Annotated in this window: 11 protein-coding genes; 10 read left to right on the forward strand and 1 reads right to left on the reverse strand. The window is 61.8% G+C overall.

Annotation, left to right across the window (positions count from 1 at the left end):
- The first annotated feature begins 66 nt into the window (after positions 1 to 66).
- The 6 genes from ACZ1II_RS12975 (at position 67) to ACZ1II_RS13000 (ending at position 12490) form a co-directional block, all read left to right on the forward strand.
- Entirely contained in the window at positions 67 to 573 is a 507-nt protein-coding gene (locus tag ACZ1II_RS12975) for an RNA polymerase sigma factor (RefSeq protein WP_465146804.1), read from the forward strand.
- A complete protein-coding gene (locus tag ACZ1II_RS12980; protein WP_465146805.1) occupies positions 570 to 1610 on the forward strand; it encodes a FecR family protein in 1041 nt (346 codons plus the stop codon). The genes ACZ1II_RS12975 and ACZ1II_RS12980 overlap by 4 nt, the downstream gene beginning before the upstream one ends.
- Positions 1611 to 1761: 151 nt before the next feature.
- On the forward strand, positions 1762 to 4827 hold the full coding sequence (locus ACZ1II_RS12985; protein ID WP_465146806.1) for a TonB-dependent receptor: 3066 nt from the start codon (positions 1762 to 1764) through the stop codon (positions 4825 to 4827).
- 96 nt (positions 4828 to 4923) lie between these two features.
- Positions 4924 to 6963 (forward strand): S9 family peptidase, encoded by a 2040-nt coding sequence (locus ACZ1II_RS12990; protein WP_465146807.1) that lies wholly within the window; start codon positions 4924 to 4926, stop codon positions 6961 to 6963.
- Positions 6964 to 7269: 306 nt separating this feature from the next.
- On the forward strand, positions 7270 to 8916 hold the full coding sequence (locus tag ACZ1II_RS12995; protein ID WP_465144544.1) for an IS1634 family transposase: 1647 nt from the start codon (positions 7270 to 7272) through the stop codon (positions 8914 to 8916).
- A 610-nt stretch (positions 8917 to 9526) separates the two neighbouring features.
- Positions 9527 to 12490 (forward strand): TonB-dependent receptor domain-containing protein, encoded by a 2964-nt coding sequence (locus ACZ1II_RS13000; protein WP_465146808.1) that lies wholly within the window; start codon positions 9527 to 9529, stop codon positions 12488 to 12490.
- Positions 12491 to 12729: 239 nt separating this feature from the next.
- Here the strand turns inward: ACZ1II_RS13000 and rtcR are convergent, their stop codons facing one another.
- On the reverse strand, positions 12730 to 14319 hold the full coding sequence (gene rtcR / locus ACZ1II_RS13005) for an RNA repair transcriptional activator RtcR (RefSeq protein WP_465146809.1): 1590 nt from the start codon (positions 14317 to 14319) through the stop codon (positions 12730 to 12732).
- A 269-nt stretch (positions 14320 to 14588) separates the two neighbouring features.
- Between rtcR and ACZ1II_RS13010 the strand changes: the two genes are divergently transcribed.
- The 4 genes from ACZ1II_RS13010 (at position 14589) to rtcA (ending at position 19871) form a co-directional block, all read left to right on the forward strand.
- Complete coding sequence (locus ACZ1II_RS13010; protein ID WP_465146810.1) at positions 14589 to 16136, forward strand: vWA domain-containing protein; 1548 nt, start codon at positions 14589 to 14591, stop codon at positions 16134 to 16136.
- A 646-nt stretch (positions 16137 to 16782) separates the two neighbouring features.
- Positions 16783 to 18009, forward strand: coding sequence for an RtcB family protein (locus tag ACZ1II_RS13015; RefSeq protein ID WP_465146811.1), 1227 nt, complete (start codon positions 16783 to 16785; stop codon positions 18007 to 18009).
- A gap of 48 nt (positions 18010 to 18057) precedes the next feature.
- Entirely contained in the window at positions 18058 to 18858 is an 801-nt protein-coding gene (locus ACZ1II_RS13020) for a nucleotidyltransferase domain-containing protein (protein ID WP_465146812.1), read from the forward strand.
- Positions 18855 to 19871 carry an RNA 3'-terminal phosphate cyclase gene (gene rtcA / locus ACZ1II_RS13025; protein ID WP_465146813.1) on the forward strand — a complete coding sequence of 339 codons (1017 nt, stop codon included), beginning with the start codon at positions 18855 to 18857 and terminating at the stop codon, positions 19869 to 19871. The genes ACZ1II_RS13020 and rtcA overlap by 4 nt, the downstream gene beginning before the upstream one ends.
- Positions 19872 to 19899: the final 28 nt, after the last annotated feature.

Below are 19899 nucleotides of genomic sequence, written 5' to 3' on the forward strand. Positions count from 1 at the left end.
TAGCGGAATTGCTGTCCCTAATCGCGCCTCGCGCGTCTCACTTGGCGCAGACCAAGGAGATTTTGGGTGCGGGCACAGCCACGCAATGACATCGCAGAGTTCGACAGGCGCTGGCGACGTGTGCTGATGTCGTTTTTTTCGCGCAGGATCGGGGATCGCGCCGAGGCTGAGGATCTTACGCAGGAAGTCTTCGAGCGGATGCTGCGCTGCGATGCCGGTGTCGATCGTCCCGATGCCTTTGTGTTCCAGATCGCCGTGAATCTTCTTGCGGATCGCCATCGCCGCTATCGGGTGCGCGAACGCTATCGTCATTTCGTCGAGGCGGAGGAGCGGCGTGACGTCGAATTCGTGGACCCACATGCAATTGCGAGCGGTCGCCAAAGTGTCGAACAACTAATCGGCGCGCTGGAGGCATTGCCGGAACGGACTCGCACGATGTTCGTCCTCTACAAATTCGAGCAACTCAGCCAGGATACCATCGCCGAGCGCTACGGTATCTCGAAGAGCGCCGTGAAACAGCAAATCGCAAAGGCAATGGCGCTGCTGGCCTCCCAGATGGGAGATGTTAAATGAAGGACTCCAGCATTTCCGATACCGCCGGTTTGCGCGCGGAGGAGGCCGCGTTCTGGTATATTAGCCTGACCGAGGGGGCCTTGGCCGAAGCCGATCAGGTTCGGTTCGACGAATGGCTGGCAGTGTCCGAGAATGCCGATCTCTTTGCCGACATTGCACGTATGTCCCGGACAATCGATTGTCTCGCGGAAGAGCCGGAGATCATCAGCCTGCGCACTGCTGCGCTTTGCGACTATGAGCACCGTGATGGCGGAAGGGATCGGCGCGGTGAAGTCCGCAAATCGCTGTTCATCGTCGCGATTGCCGCGTCGCTGCTCCTGGGATTTGTGGGCATACTCTCGGTCTGGGGCGTCCGTTCCGAACATTACGTTACAGGTGTCGGCGAGCAGCGCGTCGTGCTGCTGGAAGATGGGTCACAGCTGGCTCTCGATGGCGATTCGGCGGTGGACGTCGATCTTGGCCATTATCGGCGTTCGCTGGTTCTCATGCGTGGGCGCGCTCGCTTCAATGTGGCCAAGGACCCCTTGCGCCCCTTCACGGTCACTGCAGGAAACCGCATCGTCGTTGCGATAGGGACTTCATTCTCCGTCGAATTGCTGGGTAAGGCCGTTCACGTCCAATTATTCGAAGGGCATGTGGCCGTCGTCAACCGAACGACGGTGCGCGGCAAAGAGCAGAACGAACAGTTCCGTCCGCGCAGGCTGAAGAGCGAGCCGCAGCTAACTCCCGGCAACGAGATGATTGCTTTGGCCGAGGGCAGTGAACAGCCGAAAATTGCTCCTTTCCAGATGGCTGCCGGCGAGGCGTGGCAGGACGGCGAACTGGTCTTCGAAAACGAGACACTGGCGGATGCCGTGGAACGGGTTAACCGCTATTCGCGTCAGCGTATTGAGCTCGTGGACAAGCAGACCGGGGAGCTTCTCGTCAACGGTGTATTCCGGACGGGTGATGCGGGCGCTTTCATCGACGGTGTTTCCGCGCTCTATCCGGTTCGAATCCGGGGGACCGATAGCGGTTGGAGGATTGAGAGGCGGTAAGGCAGGAAGCGCGGCTCGGAAATTTTTCGGGAATTTCTTCTGTCCCTGTATCTGCGCGGTGCGTCTCACCGTTCGGCAACAATTATTCAAACAGGGGTCGCCAAACATGGGGAAATTTCGTTCAGCATCCCGTTGGGGTGTGGGAAGCGTCGTGGCTGCAATTCTGGCGGTCCAGGCTGTGCCGGTATTCGCGCAGGAACAGCGCATCGACTTCGACATTCCAGCCCAGAGCCTTGCCGCCGCCCTGCGCAGCGTCGCTTCGGCTGCTCATCAGCAGGTCATTTTCGACGGCGCGAGCGTCAAGGGACGTAAGTCCGAGGCCCTGAAAGGCAGCTTTACGACACGCGCTGCCCTGGCGCAGTTGCTGCGCGGTACCGGGCTCGTGATCGAGCAGGGCGGCTCAGGCATATTCATCGTCCGCAAGCCCGCCCCGACGCCTACTCCTGCCACGGAAACGGTTGCCGCTGCCGATGACGTCGGCGCAGAGATGCCCGAACTGGTAGTGACCGGGTCGCGCATTCGCCGCACCGAATTCGACTCTCCGATCCCTGTTGTCGCGCTCCAGAAGGAAGATATTTCCGAGCACGGCTACCGCGATCTCGCCGAAGCGCTCCAGGACGTCCCAGGGGTGGACCAGGGGCTGAACCTTTCGGCTGGACAGACTTCGACGCAGACCAACGGCCTGTCGACGGTCAGCCTGCGCGGGCTGGGGCAGAACCGCACGCTGACGCTGATCGACGGGCATCGTACGGTGTCCAATGTCGGCAATTCGAATGCCGTCAGCCTCAGTACCATCCCGACCTTTCTGGTCGACCGCATCGACGTCAGCACCGGCGGCGCTTCGGCGGTCTACGGGTCCGATGCCATTGCCGGGGTTGTCAACATCATCACCGACAGCAACCTGACGGGGATCAAGGGCAGGGTGTCCGGCACCGCGACCAACGATGGCGGCGGTGACGGCACGGAATATTCGCTCGCGGCCGGGGGGAATTTCCTCGACGACCGCCTCTACGTCATGGCTACCGGGACTTACGAGAAGCAATATGCCCTGCGTGCGAAGGATCGCGACTGGGCGCTGGAATCGGTCAGCTACGACCCCTCCAGCAATACGGTCACTTCGCCAGACCTCAGCACCTACACGCCGGGCGGCCGTTTTCTCAGCAGTCGGGGCGCTTATTACTATGACGAAAGCGGCATGCATTCCGGCTTCGTCACAGCCGAGAACGGTTACGATTCCCGAGCCAACGGCACTCTGATCGTTCCGCGCGAGAGCATCAGTGCGGCGGGCAAGCTGGGCTACGAGTTCAGCGACAGCCTGAAGTTAAAGGCGACGGTGCTCTATTCGCGGATCACCACCAATTCGGTTCGAGAACCCTACTACATTTACAATTCGTCGAGCTATGGCGTCGATGACGAGTACACGCTGGGCCGGATTTCCCGCAGCAATCCGCTTGTTCCTTCGGTGATCGCGGCGGCCTCGACCAGCTCGGGCATCGATTTTCGTCGTCGCCTCACGGAAGTGGGCGAGATGGCCATCGACAACAAGCGCGAGACCTGGCGCGCCTGGGCCGGTTTCGAGGGCACACTTTTCGGCGACTGGAACTGGGACGTGACTTACGGCTTTGGCCGTTTCGAGCAAAACCAGGTGCGCACCAACGGCGTGAACTTCCAGCACGTTCAGTATGCACTCGATGCGACGAAGCTGGCTGACGGCTCGATCGTCTGCGCCGACGAGGCTGCGCGGGCGGATGGCTGCGTCCCGCTCAACCTCTTTGGGGTCGGCTCGATCAGCGACGCGGCAGCAGACTACATTCGTGGGGACGTCTGGTATCAGTCGATCAACAGCCAGCACACGCTGAGCGGAAACCTGACCGGAACGCTGTTCGAATTGCCCGCGGGGCCTGTACAAATCGCCACCGGCTTCGAACTGCGCCGCGACCACACCGAAACGCACACCGACGAGCTGACCGCCAGCGGCTACAGCAATTTCGCCTATATTCCCGAATATGCGGGCACGGTGAAAGTCGGCGAGGCCTATGCCGAGGCCAATGTGCCGCTGCTACGCGATCTCCCGCTTGTGCATAGCCTCAGCCTTGATGGCGCCTTGCGCGTTGCCCGTTACAACCTTTCGGGCGTGGGAACGACGCTGAGTTATCGCGCCGGTGCCCAGTGGGAGCCGGTGCGGGGCATGAACCTGCGCACCACCTTCAGCCGTGCCCAGCGCGCACCGGATACGACGGAACTCTACTCCCCGCCCCGCGACGACTACGATACCGTTGTCGACCTCTGCAGCGGGGTCACGGCAACCGCGGTCGGGACGGTCGCCGACAATTGCCGTGCCAACGCCGGGATCGCGGCGGCCATCGCGGCGGACGGCGTGTTCCGGCAGGACAGTACCAGCGTCAATGCGCCCAACTCGGGCAATGCCGATCTCAAGGAGGAAACCGCCTATACCTTCACGGCCGGTGTGGTGGTGAACCCCGCCTTCCTTCCGGGCCTGCAAGCCAGCGTCGATTATTACGACATCAAGGTGAAGGATGCCATTTCCGCGCTTTCCAACACCAATCAGATGCTGGAATGCTATTCGGACACCAACGGCTTCGGTAACCGCTTCTGCGATGCCATCACTCGCGATGCGGAAGGGCAGATCACGCGGCTCGTCAACGAGCAGGAAAACCTCGACGAACTGCGCGCCCGCGGCATCGACGTGGCGGTAGCCTTCCAGTTCCGTCCGGAGGTGATCCCCGGCCGGGTCCGGTTTTCGCTAAACTACAATCACCGGCTTGAACTCGGCACGAAGTATCAGGGCATTGCCAGTCAATCGACGGACGACTGGCTTGGTGAAGTCGGAACCTCGAAGGACACCGCCAAAGGCAGTGTCGAGTGGAGTTCGAAGCGGTTCATGTTGAAGTGGACCGCGGTCTATATCGGCAAGGCCGTGGACAGTAACGAATCTGCAGCGACTTTCGCTGCGGCGGGTATCACCGATCCGCTGTTCCTCGATGTCCCGGCCTACTGGCGCCATGACCTGAGCTTCCGGATTACTCCACCGCTGAACGCGCCGAACCTGCGCATCTACGGTTCGATCCGGAACGTGTTCAACAAGTATGGGCCGTTCCTGCCGGATGGAACGAACAGCGGCAACAAGTACAACTACAGCTCTGTCTACGGTGTGAGCGGCCGTGCCTTCACGCTGGGAGCCCAGTTCCAGTTCTAGGCCGAGCGGCTGCGCATCCGCGCTCCCTTAAACCGATAATCCATCCCCTCCCGGCGATGCCGAGGCTTCGCCGGGCCCTTTTTTTCCGAGATTCTCATGGTTGCTGTTTCCCGCCTGTTCCGATCCGCCCTGCTGATCGCAACCCTCTCCGCTGCTCCTGCATGGGCGGGTGAACCCGGGACGATGGGCGCCGTCGATCTCCTGAGCATCACGCGCGCAGGCGCATCTCTACCCGCGAACGACGGGGCCTCGATTCTCTACCGGGTCACCCAGGCGGACTGGAAAAAGAACCGCACGTCGACCGAATTGTGGAACGTCGATACCTCTTCTGGCAAGGCGCGGCGCATGCTGGCGGGCAGCGGGACGAGTGCGGCATGGTCTCCTGACGGCCGGACCATCGCCTTCGTCGACCGGCGCGACGGGGACAAGGTGAGCCAGATCTACCTGCTGCCCGTCGATGGCGGCGAGGCGCGAAAGCTCACCACGCTGCGAACGGCTCCGGCCGATCTCGCCTGGGCTGCAGACGGCAAGTCGATCCATTTCCTGGCCGACGTTCCCGATGACAAGGAACTTGCCGCGCGCAAGAAGGTGCGAGACGATATGTTTGCCTTCGAGGCGCCTGGCGCGCGCCGGGCCCTTTGGAAGGCAGACCTTGCGACCGGCAAAGCCGCAAAGGTCATGTCCGGGGACTTCGAGGTGAGGGGCTTTGACTTCTCTGCCGATGGCCGCGTGCTGCTCTATCGCCGCGCGGTCTCACGGCTGTTGGACGACCAGTCCGCTTCGGAACTCTGGGTGCATGTCGAGGGCGCCGAGGATCGCCGCCTGACCGATAACGACTTTCAGGAGATGGGCGCCCGCCTCTCGCCGGACGGCCGTACTGCACTGTTTCGCGCAAATGCGAAGAACGGCCACTATGGTACGTTCAACGCCAACCTCTTTGTGATCGACCTTGCGAGCGGAAGTACCCGAGAACTTGCGGACGGCCCTGCCTGGGCGATAGAGGAAGCGCTGTGGTCTGCCGACGGCCGTACCGTCTATTTCACCGCACAGGAAGGCGTCCGCACCGGCCTATACGCAGTGCCCGCTAACGGTGGCCGCTGGCGCAAGCTGGCGGGCAGCGACAGCGTGATTTCCGCCATCGCCCTGTCCCGTGACGGGCGCACGCTCACTTACACTGAACGCAGCGCGACCCAGCCGGAAGAAGTCTTGCGGATCGATCCGCGCCGTCCCCGCCCGGTGCGGATGACGCATCTCAACGACGATATCGCCGCGCGTTTCCGGCTGCCGCGTCAAGAGGCGATCCGCTGGACGGCACCTGACGGACAGGTGTTGGAAGGCCTGGTAACCTACCCGCTCGACTACGTGCCGGGCCGTGCCTATCCGACGATTGTGCAGAGCCACGGTGGACCGCGCTCGGCGGACCAGTTCAACGTCTTTGCCTATGGCCGGTTCCTGCCGCTACTGACTGCAAAAGGCGTGCTGGTGCTCAGCGTCAATTATCGGGGCGGGACCGGTTACGGAGATGCATTTCTCCAAGGCATGAACGCGGGGTACTTCCGTCATGCCGACAAGGACGTGCTGTCCGGTGTCGACGAATTGGTCCGGCGCGGCATGGCGGATCCCGACCGGCTCGGCATGATGGGCTGGAGTGCAGGGGGGCATATGACGGCACGGCTGGAGACCGTGACCGATCGTTTCAAGGCGGCGGTGGTCGGTGCCGGCGCGGTCGATTGGCCCTCTATGTACCTTGGTTCGGACACGCGCTGGCAGCGCAAGGAATGGTTCGTTACCCCGCCCTATGGAACGACCGCCCGCCGCGACCTCTATCAGGACTACTCGCCCCTTGCTGCCGTGGACAAGGTAAAGACGCCCACGCTCATCCTTGCCGGAGCGCAGGATGAACGCGTCCCTTCGGCACAGTCGGTGATGTATTACCGCGCACTCTCGGCGCTCGGCGTGGAGGCAGCGCTCTACCTGGCGCCGAGAGAGCCACATAATTTCAGGGAATTGCGCCACCGGCTGTTCCAGATCAACGTGCAGATGGACTGGTTTATGCGGCATGTACTTTCTGCCTCGTATGCGTTCGAAACGATGTCGCCGAAGTCAGAAGAATCGGATGGTGCGCCTGAGTTATGATTTGGATGAATTTGTATATTTAATATCCAAGTGAACTATAGGCTTCGAGAGCTATCGCGGCCGATTTTAGCGGCGGAATCGTGCCCGATGATCCAGAAGGTCACAAAGCGTTCGCATCGCAGATGAAGCTCCGCCACTTATGCCCAAGTTGAACAGTGCTGGCAGAACATGCGGGGAACGTCAGGCGTTAAGTAGCTGATTTTGCTGGTAGTGGATTTGGCGGCAAAATGGGGTGTGCTAACAACATTTCGCCTGTGACTGGTGGTTTGGTTTATCTTCACAGGTGCAGGTAGTAACAACCTGACCATGTATGTCGTCGAACGAGTCGCTCGCGGGCACCGCTATCTTTACCTGGTCGAGAGTGTGCGCGAGGGCAAAACCGTCCGTCAGCGCACGATCAAGGCTCTGGGCCGCAAGGATGTGCTGGCCGCGAGTGGTGAACTCGACAGGCTGGCCGCCTCGATTGCCCGCCACGCCGAACGCAGCGTCATTCTGTCCGATATCGATGCAGGCCGGATCGCAGCTCGCAGGATTGGCGGCCCGTTGCTGTTCGGGCGCCTGTGGCAGCGGCTTGGTGTCGATGCGGTACTGGAAGAGGTGCTGGAAGGCCGCCAGTTCGGCTTTGCCGTGGAGCGCGCCGTATTCGTCGCCACACTGCACCGCCTGTTCGTCTCCGGCTCGGACCGAGCCTGCCTGGACTGGATGGAGAGCTACGCCATCGACGGCAGCGAGGATCTTGCCCTCCATCACTTCTATCGCGCCATGGCCTGGCTCGGCGAGGAGATCGAGGAGAAGGCAGAAGGGGGATTGGCACCTCGCTGCGTGAAAGACGTGATCGAGGAGAAGCTGTTCGATCGCCGCCGAGACCTGTTCACCGACCTCAGTCTTGTATTCATGGATACGACGTCGCTCTCGTTCTACGGCGCCGGCGGCGACACGCTGGGACGGCGCGGTTATTCCAAGGACCACCGGCCCGAGCTTGCCCAGCTGATCCTGGCCGTCGTGATCGACGCCCAGGGGCGTCCGATCTGTACCGAGATGGTCCCGGGCAACACGGCTGACGTGAAGGTGCTCATGCCCATCGTCACGCGCCTGCGCACCCGCTTCGGCATCACCCGCTCGTGCGTTGTGGCCGATCGCGGCATGATCAGCGCCGATACGATCGCCGCCCTTGAAGAGCTGGGCATGGAATACATCCTGGGTGCGCGAGAGCGCACCAGCAGCGTCATCCGCGATGTCGTGCTGAACGACACGGCCCCGATGGTGCCCCTGGTTCTCGAGCGGCAGGCAGGAGACACTCAGCTGTGGATCAAGGAAGTGCGCGTTGGCAAAGGCGCAGATGCCCAGCGCTATGTCGTCACACTCAACGAAGCTGAGGCAAGGAAGGACAAAGCCGATCGGCAAGCGATCATCGATGGCCTCCAGACCCAGCTGAAGAAGGGTGACAAGGCCCTGGTTGGTAACTCAGCTTATCGCCGCTATCTCAAGGCCAGCGGCAAGACCTTCGAGATCGACATGGGCAAGCTTGCTGACGAGGCCCGCTACGATGGTATCAGCGTGCTGCGCACCAATGCCCGGATCACCCCGCTGCAGGCGGCCATCCGCTACCGTGACCTGCTTCAGGTCGAAGCCCTGTTCCGCGTCGCCAAGGCGAGCTTCGATACCCGTCCCATCTTCCATCAGTCCGATGCCGCTATCCGCGGCCATGTGTTTGTCTCGTTCCTCGCTCTGACGCTGGCCAAGGAACTCACCCGTCTTTGTCAGGAAAAGGGCTTCCAGCCCGAATGGCAGCCGCTCCTCAACGATCTCGATCGTCTTCAGGAAGCCACCATCGAAAAGGACGGCAAGGTCATTACCACCCGTACCCACGTCTCGGGCCAGGTGGGGAATGTCTTCAAGGCAACCGGCATCGCGCTGCCGGCCAATATCAGCGAGTTGCCACCGCAAACCTGAGCCTCTGCAAACTCAACCGACCCCAAAAATGTAGTGGTAACACTTGCGCCTGCGCGCGCATGTCATTGAACAAAAATACATTTTCGAAACGCACTGTTCAAGTTGGGTTATGGAGAGGTTGGAGATGTCGGTCCGGTCATTGCGGGCGTTCTTTCGGACAAGTTCGGTAAACTCGTTTCATTCTCGAAGTTTACCACTGATTTGAGGATCCTGCGCAATTGTCTCCGGTTTGGGGCGTTGAGGTGATCTCGTGGTAGCCGTTGTGTTAACCAACGGTGTTGACGTAAATTATGGCGCTTTCCAAGCGCTGGTAGGCGAAGCTGCCGGAGCTGCATTGCGCTCATGGAAAGGTATAGGGCGGCAGAAGAAAAATTGCGTCGATCAAGCGAGATGCGTCGTTCCCATATTGTTGGAATGAGTTCTGTTGCCTCTTCGCCACATTTCATCCCTCAAATATACTATCGGCAATTTTTAATTGATAATCAGGGTTTTTGGCGGAAAATGTCCTCCTGGTAATCTATGCGTTCGCGCAAGGTGATTTCCGACACCGGGTCGCAGCAGGTCTGGTCACGCTTCCTGCTGTGCGCACGAAAGAAGCAAGGGACACAACGTGAAAACATCCTTCCATAAAGCTGCTCTGCGCGGCGCGACGGGACTTTCGGTTTTTGCCATGCTCTGCGGTCCGGCCTACGGCCAGAGCACACCTCCGGCGGAAAACGAGGAGACGGTTGGCGAAGCGATTGTCGTTACCGGATCGCGCATCGCCCGCCGCAGCGTGGATACGCTGGAGCCAACCATCATCGTTGGCTCTGATCTGCTCGAAAACCGCGGTTTCACGAATGCCGGTGATGCTCTCAGGACTATCCCCGCGTTCGGACCGCCGGCCAGCAGCGGCGTCGGTGCGCAGTCCGGCAGCTTCGGTTCGGGGCAGACCTTCATCGATTTCTTTGGCCTTGGCTCGCAGCGCACCCTGACGCTGGTCAACAGCCGCCGCTTTGTCAGTTCGAACACGACCTCGATCTTCGGTCCTGTGGCGGCTGGCTCGCAGGTCGACTTCAACACCATCCCGACCCTGGCTGTCGACCGCCTTGAAACCGTGGCCGTGGGCGGCGCGCCGATCTACGGTTCCGATGCTATCGCCGGTACCGTCAACATCCTGCTCAAGCAGAAGTATCAGGGCATCAAGCTTGATGCGCAGACCGGTATTTCGGATGAGGGCGACGCGGCTTCCTATCGCCTCGGCATTCTGGCCGGCACCAGCTTCGGCGGTGGCCGCGGCAATATCGTTGGATCCTTCGAATGGAACCGGCAGGAAGGCTTGCTCTATACCGACCGCAAGCGCACCGCTGCAGGCTTGGCCTATGCCGCGCCGATCGATGACAGCCCCTATAGCCAGGTCATCATCCGCGACCGTCGCATTCCCACCATGTCCGAATTCGGTATCCCGCTCAGCGAGGACAGCGTGCCTCTCTTCGGCGGTGAAATCCTGGACGGTGCCGGCAATACGCTGAGGTTCGACCGTAACGGCAATCTCGTTCCGCTTGACTACGGCGAAGTTCACGGCGCCACCAATTCTGCCGGAGGCAATGGTCTCAGCCTGGTTCCGCTGACCAACCTGCTTTCGCCTACCGAGCGTTATCTCGGCTATGTACACGCCGACTATGAAGTCACCGACAACATCAAGGTCTTCGCCGAGTTCAACTATGCTCGTTCGAAGGGGACCGAACTGCGCGCACAGCCCGTCTATAACACCTGGCTCTTCGATGATGCAGGAACGCCGGACGGCAACCTGATCATTCCGCTTTCGAACCCGTTCCTTTCCGACGCCGCGCGCCAGACGATTGCTGCACAGCTTCCCGCCGGTCAGGATTACTTCTACCTTGGCCGCGCCAACACCGACATTACCTCGGGACTGGGCAGCACCACGGTTGAGCTCTACCGCATCACCGGCGGTCTCGAGGGCGACTTCTCGGTCGGCGATCGCAACTTCAAGTGGGAAGTGATCGGCAACTATGGCCGCTCGAAGACGCGGGGCAGCAGCCGTGAACTCGTTCAGCAGAACTTCGAGAACGCTCTGGCAGGATGCACCGGGACCAGTTCGCCGATCCAGACGGTCAGCAGCACCTGCGTGGCCTTCAACCCGTTCGGCAATCAGAACGGTCCGGAAGTCGCCGATTACATGACGACCGTTGCCCATCCCACAGCGACGAACCAGCAGTGGGTGGTCACCGCAGATATTACCGGCGACCTGTTCAACACCTGGGCTGGTAGCGTCGGCTTCGCGGCGGGCTACGAGCATCGCAACGAGAAGGCCGTGTTCGATCCCGGCGTGTTCTTCTACGGTATCCCCGACCCGACGGATCCCACCGCGGATCGCCAGTCCTACGGTCGTTCCATCCCGATCGATCCTGTTCGCGGCAGCTACAACACCGACGAGTTCTTCGGCGAGTTGACCGTGCCGCTCATCTCGCCCGACATGGGTCTGTCCTTCCTGCGTTCCGCTGAATTCCACGGCGCGGGTCGTTATGTGGACAACTCGCTGGCAGGTGGGGACTTCACATGGACCGCCGGGGGCAAGATCAACTTTATCGAAGACTTCGGCATTCGCGGCAACTTTACCCGTTCGATCCGTTCGCCGGCGATCACCGAACTGTTCAACCCGACCAGCGCAATCTTCACGACGGCAGAAGACCCGTGCGATTCGCGTTACATCACCACCGGCCCGAACCCGGCTGCCCGCGCCGCCAACTGTGCAGCGGCGGGTCTGCCGTCGAACTTCACGTCCAATATCGTGGATTTCACCAGCCGCGGTTCGCTTTCCGGTAATACCAACCTCGAAAACGAGAAGGCGAATAGCTGGACCATCGGCGCGATCCTCACGCCGCGTGCTCTGCCCGGTTTCTCGCTCTCGGTGGACTGGGTCAACGTCTCGCTGAAGAACGCCATCGTCAGCCTTGATGCCGACCAGACGATGGCCGCTTGCTACGATTCGACCAGCTTCCCCAACGCGATCTGTTCGCAAATCGATCGGCGTGCAGACGGGCAGGTCGAATTCATCCGGACAGGATATGTCAACGCCGCATCGTACAAGTACCGCGGCCTTCTGGCAGACCTGACCTATGTGTTCGATACGCCGTTCCTCGGCGCGGATAGCTCGATCCTTCTGAAGGGCAGCTATCAGTACATGGACAAGCTGGAGCAGCGTGTCGGCGTGGGCGATCTCGACATTACCCGCGGCAGCATTGGCTATGCAAAGCACAAGGGCACGGCGAGCATTGCCTACAAGAACGGAGGCTTCGGTGCCTTCACCCAGGTGCAGTATTTCGGCAAGTCCGAGGTCGATCCCAATGCTGCCCCCAACACCTATGAGTACCCCACTCGCAAAGCGGTGGCCTATGTCAGTGGCTCGCTGAGTTACGACATCAGCGAAGCTTACACGCTGCGTTTCATGGTGGATAATATCTTTGACACCAATGCGCCGTATCCGTCGCCGGCGGGAGTGAATAGCGTGACGACCTATTGGGACGGCATCATGGGGCGCTATTTCAAGGTCGGCGTTTCCGCCAAGTTCTGATTTCTTTCAGCTACAGAACTGAAGGGGTTGCGATTTTTCGTAGCCCCTTTTCATGCCGCGGCTGGACCTTTGTCTGGCAAGAGTTTTGTGCGGATGGGGTGAAGCCGGTCTGGCATCTCACCTTGTGCGAAGTCCCGCCCGGGGCTGCTTGCATGATTGTTGGGTGCGGCGCGGCGAGTTGGCGAGTTCGAAAACGTCGATGTCTGCGAAGCGAACGCGTTCGTCCGCGTAAACGGATGCTATTGAACCGCTGCGAAATCCAACCCGAAACGACCCAGATACTTCCTGAGCCGGTCGGCATCGTTGGTGCTGTTGCGGCGTGCGCGGGAGGCGGAAAAGAGGCGTCGTCCGGCTTCGGATAGAGACGTGCTCTCGCGGCATATCTGCAGGACGTAAGCTAGCTGCACGCGGTCGAAGGGGTCGATCTCGTTCAGTCTTTCTGCGTCGAGGATTGTTGCCAGTCCATCGTCCTTGCTGGCGGTGTGGCCTCGCCACAGGCGCCCAAGTCTGGTGATTTCGTTGTCGACCGTTGCCAGGTCGATGCGACCTTTCGGTGCAAAGGTTGCCATCCGCGTGACGCTGGCGGCGAGGTCGCGGAAGTTGCCGTTCCAGTGCGCGTCTCGGGACATCGCAAAGGTCAGATAGCGGCCGCGCGCTTCCTTGTTGAACGAAATCCGTTCGCGCTCCCGTTCGGTGTGGCGATCCAGTTCGTAGTCCAGATTGGGGGCGATGTCCTCGCGTCGGTCGGCGAGGCCGGGCAGGGAGAACGTCCAGAGGTTGAGGCGCGCGAAGAGGTCTTCGCGAAAGGTGCCGTCGGTCACGCAGCGTGCCAGATCGCGGTTGGTGCCGGCGATAAGCTGGAAGTCGCTGGACACCTCGCTGTCGGCGCCTACGGGCAGGAAGCGCTTGTCCTCGATCGCGCGCAGGATCATCGCCTGCTCATCCAGCCCGAGTTCGCCGATCTCGTCAAGGAACAGCATCCCGCCATCGGCGCTGCGCAGCAGGCCGGCGCGGTCGGCTGCGGCGCCCGTAAAGGCGCCTTTCTTGTGTCCGAACAGGGCCGACATTGCGCTGTCGCCGCGCAAGGTAGCGCAATTGACCTCTACGAATGGGCCGGAGACTTGCCGTTTCACTTTCTTGAGATCGTGAATGCGGCGGGCGAGCTGGCTCTTGCCGGCACCGGTCGGCCCCATCAGTAGGATCGGCGCGCGGGTACGCGATGCGACCTGCTCGATCTCCTCGATCATCGTGTTGAAGGCAGCGTTCCGGGTTTCGATCCCCGACTTCAGGAATGACGCGCTCTCGCGGCTGTCTTCGGCGAACCGGGTGGCGATGGAATCGTAGCGCGACAGGTCTAGGTCGATCACGCTCCAAGAGCCTGGCGCGGTGCCGTCAGCGCGACGGCTGGGCTGGGTCTGGAGAAGGCGTCCGGGCAGGTAATGCGCCTCTGTCAGCAGGAACAGGCAGATCTGCGCGACGTGGGTGCCGGTGGTGATGTGGACCAGCAGGTCTTCTGCTTCGGGGTCGATCTTCAGGGTGCGCGTGAAATCCAACAGCTTCCCGTAGACTTCCTCGAAATCCCAGGGGTCCTGAAAATCGACGACGTGGCGTTCGACCGTGGTTTCTGGTGAGACGGAGGCGATGTCCTCGCTGACGAAATCGGCGAGGCGGCTGTGCCCCGTGCCATGCATCAGCACGAAGCGGTCAACGCGCAAATCCTCATGCATGGCCAACGCCACCGAGGGGCGCCACTTCATCCAGCGCGAGGGGCCGAACTTGGACGCATCAAGCGTGGAGCCGAGGAAGCCGATGACGGTGGTTGATCGCATATATACATAGATATCAATTTATATAAATGGATACAAATCTGAGATCGTCGTCTTTTTGGCGATATCAGGCAGGAGCGGCAGCGGACTCTGGAAATTTGGCAGATTTCCGGGATTTTCAAATTTTTCTTCGGCGCAAAATCGAATTTGGCACGGTGCCTGCAACTACTGTTCCGTCGGAGCGGTCGAACACTCCGGCACGATGAAACGGGAAAAGCGGGGCGGCCGGAATGGGCCGGCTGCCTCCACTCCCGGAACAAGGAATTGCAACAATGGCTCTCAAGCGCCTCTTTGCCGGCACTGCCTCGCGGCTTCTGCCGCGCGCCGATGTGGTGAACCATGCAGGCGGCGTGGCCTATGCCTATGGCCCCGAAGCGAAGCTCGCTCAGCTGGCCGCTACCGGTTCGCTGTCCGACGGGTTCTACTCCGGCGCCGAAGCGCAGCTTGCCGATGTGCTGGCTGCCGCTGCGGATGTCTCGCCCGAATTCGTGGCCAAGGCTGCGGTCTATGCCCGCAAGTCCGGCGCGATGAAGGATATGCCCGCTTTGCTGACGGCCTACCTGACCACGGCCGATCCCGATCTTGCGCCCCGCGTTTTCGGGCGCGTGATCGACAACGGCCGCATGCTGCGCACGTTCGTGCAGATCATGCGCTCCGGGCAGGTCGGGCGGCGTTCGCTGGGCTCGCGCCCGAAGCGGCTCGTGCGCGAGTGGCTGGAGGCAGCATCGATGCAGCGCCTGATGGCGGCGGCTACCGGCAACGATCCCTCTCTGGCGGATATCGTCAAGATGGTTCACCCGGTGCCCGCGTCAGCAGAGCGGCGCGCGTTCTACGGCTGGCTGATCGGCAAGCCCTATGACCTTGCCGCACTGCCGGCCGAAATCGCCGCGTTCGAGGCGTGGAAGCGGGACACATCGCTGCCGCTGCCGCCGGTGCCGTTCGAATGGCTGACCGCGTACTCGCTCTCTGCGGAGCAGTGGGGCGAACTGGCCGCGCGGATGGGCTGGCAGGCGCTGCGCATGAACCTCAACACGCTTGCCCGCAGCGGCGCCTTCACGGTGCCGGGTGTGAGCGAGGCGGTGGCCAGCCGGCTCGGCGATGCCGAGGCGCTCTCCCGCGCGCGGGTCATGCCCTACCAACTCATGGCCGCCATGGGGCAGGTGGGGGACGGCGTGCCGCTGGAAGTGCAGGCGGCGCTGGAAAAGGCGCTGGAATCCTCGCTTGCGAAGGTTCCGGTCCTTGCCGGCAATGTCGTGGTCTGTCCCGACGTCTCTGGCTCGATGTCGTCGCCGGTCACCGGCTATCGCAAGGGGGCGAGTTCGAAAGTGCGGTGCATCGATGTTGCGGCGCTGGTCGCGGCGGCGATGCTGCGCGGCAACCGTAAGGCCCGCGTGCTGCCCTTCGAGTTCAACGTGGTCCCGCTGAAGCTCGATCCCAAGGCCCGCGTCGCGGTGAAACCCGCGAAGCTGGCCGGGGTTTGCGGGGGCGGCACCAATGTCTCGGCGCCGCTGGCTCTGCTCAACCGTGAGCGAGCCAAGGTCGATACCGTGGTGATCGTCTCGGACAACGAGTCCTGGGTCGATCCCTCACGGCACGGCGCCACGGCGACGATGGATGAGTGGAACCGGCTGAAGGCCCGCAACCCGGGCGCGAAGCTGATCTGCATCGACATCGCGCCTTACGGCAGCACGCAGGCAAAAAGCCGGGCGGACATTCTGAATGTCGGCGGCTTCACCGATGCGGTGTTCGACGCAATGGCGCGTTTCGCCTCCGGGCAGACGCGCGACTGGGTCGAAATCGTGAACGAAACGGAGGTTTGAAGAACGAAGGCGATTGCATTCTCGGCGAATGGGGCAAGGACTACACGTGTCGCAGGTTCGAACCCTGCCCGCCCGGAAACGGGCGGTAGCTCAGTTGGTAGAGCGGTCTTTGCCATACCTCGTCGCCGGGATGCATCACTTCAGGCTGCGGCGAATGCCGGTGGGACTACATTGGCACCACGCGCAGGTCCGACGAGTAAAGCGCCCCGATCCATCCCGACCTCGCGATGGGATGGATCGGGGAGATGCGGGTTCGAATCCCGCCTTGCCATGTAGCTTAAGGACCACGTCTCGCCATTTCTCGTCGCCACGGCCGACCCATTTTTTCACGGCGAATGCCGGGCAAGGACTACATCCTGTCACGATGCAGGCGCGGGTTCGAATCCCGCCAGGTCCACCATTCGGCGGGCCTGTAGCTTAGCGGTAGAGCGGCGCCCCTTGTGGGCAATGTCCTTCCCAATTCTCGTCGCCGTGACCCAATTCAAAGCTGGCGAATGCCGGCGGGACTACATCGGGTAGAGCACCTGCTCTGCGAGCAGGAGGTCGATGGTTCGAAGCCATCCCCGGGAAACCGGAGTAGCTCAGCAAAAACGTCTCGCCACCTCTCGTCGCCGGCACCTATGACGTATTTTCAAGGAGATCGGCCATGACCGACACCAGTTTCGAATTCCGGCAGGTCGAAGGCGGCGTGCCCATCAAGATGTGGACCCGCGGCGTGCCCGTGGACGAGAAGGCGAAGGACCAGCTTGCCGCCGCCTCGAAGATGCCGTTCATCTTCCGCCATGTGGCGGCCATGCCTGACGTGCATGTCGGCATCGGCGCCACCGTGGGCTCGGTAATCCCGACCAAGGGCGCGGTGATCCCGGCGGCTGTCGGCGTTGACATCGGCTGCGGCATGATGGCCGCGCGCACTTCGCTGATGGCGCACGATCTGCCGGACAGTCTGGACGGCATCCGTTCGGCTATCGAGCAGGCGGTGCCGCATGGGCGCGTCGTTGGGCGCGGCAAGCGAGACAGCGGTTCGTGGGGTTCTCCGCCGCCTGCCATTGTCGAAGCCTGGGCAACGCTCGGCGTGCGTTTCGAACGGCTGTGCGACAAGCACCCGCGTCTGAAGAACACCAACAACCTGACGCACCTCGGTACGCTGGGTACGGGCAACCACTTCATCGAGCTTTGCCTCGACGAAGAGGCGCGGGTCTGGATCATGTTGCATTCGGGCTCGCGCGGGGTCGGCAACGCCATCGGCACGTTCTTCATCGAACTGGCCAAGCAGGACATGCGCAAGTGGCACATCAACCTGCCGAACGAGGACCTAGCCTACTTCCCGGAAGGAACCGATCACTTCGACGACTATGTCGAGGCGGTGGAGTGGGCGCAGGACTTCGCGGCGCTCAACCGGCGCATGATGATGGCGCAAGTCATCGCCGCGCTGCGCCTGAAGATCGCCAAGCCTTTCGATGCCGAACTGGAGGCGGTGAACTGCCATCACAACTATGTGACGCGGGAAAACCACTTCGGTGAAAACGTGCTGGTCACCCGCAAGGGTGCGGTGCGGGCCGCCAAGGGCACCTTGGGGATCATCCCGGGTTCGATGGGCGCGAAGAGCTTCATTGTGCGCGGGCTCGGTAACCCGGAGAGCTTCCACAGCTGCTCGCACGGGGCTGGGCGGGTGATGAGCCGCCACGAGGCCAAGCGGCAAGTGTCGCTGGCCGAACATGTGGCCGACACTGCCGGCGTCGAATGCCGCAAGGATGCCGGCGTCATCGATGAGACGCCGCGTGCCTACAAGCCGATCGAGGCGGTGATGGCGGCCCAGGCCGACCTCGTCGAGATCGTCCATACCTTGAAACAGGTGGTCTGCGTGAAGGGGTGATCCCCCTCACGCGGGCCACCGTACCCGAAACCGAATGGAGTGAATACCGTGACCGGGCCAATCGACCCGACCGTAAAGGCTGAAATCGACCGGCGCCTTGCCGCGATCGAGGCGGATGATGGCGCGCGCTTGTTGCTGGCGGTGGAATCCGGCTCGCGGGCCTGGGGCTTTCCCTCGCCCGACAGCGACTACGATGTGCGCTTTGTCTATGTGCGCGCCCGCGATGCCTATCTGGCGCTGCGACCGCCGCGCGACGTCATCGAGCGGCCCATCGTCGACGTGATCGACCTCAACGGCTGGGATCTGCGCAAGCTGCTTGGGCTGATGCTGAAGTCGAACGCGACTGGCAGTGAGTGGCTGCAATCGCCAATCCGCTACCGCGCGGATCATCGGGTGATGACGCGAGTGGCGGCCTTGGCGGACATGGTTTTCGACCCGCGCGGCGTTGCCCGGCACTATGCCAGCCTGGGCCGCAATGCGGTGGATCGTTGGCCCGACGATGACGCGCCGGTGCCCGTGAAGCGCTACTTTTACGCGCTTCGTCCGGCGCTTGCGATCCGTGCCATGCGGCTCGATCCCTCGCGGCGGCCACCGATGAATCTCCAGCAACTCATGGCAGTGACCGATCTTTCATTCGCTACCGTGGAGATGATCGAGGATCTCGTCGCCGCAAAGCGCGAAACGCGCGAGCAGGGCAATGCCCGGCGTTATCCCGAACTCGACGCCCTGATCCGCAGCGAGCTTTTCCGCGACGAGCTGGGGCGCGGGGGCGAATTGCCCGAGCGACCCGTGTCGTCCGATGCGTTCCGGACGGCGGAAGACATTTTTCTGGACTTAGTAAACTCATGATCGAAATCGATGGATCCGAAGGCGAGGGTGGCGGGCAGGTCGTGCGCAATTCCTGCGCGCTCTCGCTCGTCACCGGAAAGCCTTTCCGCATCACCAAGGTGCGCGGCAAGCGCTCGAAGCCCGGCCTGATGCGCCAACATGTAACCGCGATCGACGCTGCAGCGCGGATCGGCAATGCCGATGTGCAAGGCCTTGAGGTGGGCTCGCAAGAAATCGAGTTCCGGCCGGGCCGGGTCGAGCCGGGCGAATACCATTTCTCGGTGGGCACGGCGGGCAGCACCGGTTTGGTCCTCCAGACCGTGCTGATGCCTCTGGTGCTGGCCGAACGGCCTTCGCGGCTGGTGCTGGAAGGCGGCACCCACAACATGCTCGCACCGCCGTTCGATTTCATCGAGCGGACCTTCCTGCCGGTCATCAACCGGATGGGCCCCAAAATAGAGGCACGACTGGTGCGGCATGGTTTCTACCCGCGCGGCGGCGGCCGTATCGAGGTGGACATCACACCCGCACCGCTTCACCCGATCGAATGTCTCGAATCCGGGGCTTTGGGCGCTGCTTCGGCTCAGGTGGTGTTCGCAGGGCTGCCCGGCGAGATCGCCCTGCGAATGGTGGCACGGCTCCGCAAGGATTTTCCGGATTGGCCGGAGGAAGCGTTTTCACTGCGCCAGTTGCCGGCCGATCAGGGGCCGGGGATCATTCTGATGATCGAGGCGCGCAAGGAGGCGGTGACCGAGATTGCCAGCGGTTTCGGACAGCTCGGCGTTACTGCTGAACGTCTGGCGAAGACCGCGGCCGGGCGGCTTAAGGGTTACGTCGAATCCGGTGCCTTCGCGGGCCCGTACCTGGCGGATCAGCTCGTGTTGCCGTTCTCGCTGGCAGGGGCCGGGTCATTCACCACCGTGAAGCCCAGCGGACACCTGCTGACGGGTATAGAGATTGCCCGGCGCTTTGTTGGAACACGCATCGATCTTGGTCTGACCGACACCGGGCATCATCAGGTTACGTTCGCATAGATTGGTCGGAGCCGAGGAGAATTCGGCT

Source organism: Novosphingobium sp. BL-S-20 (assembly GCF_055521635.1).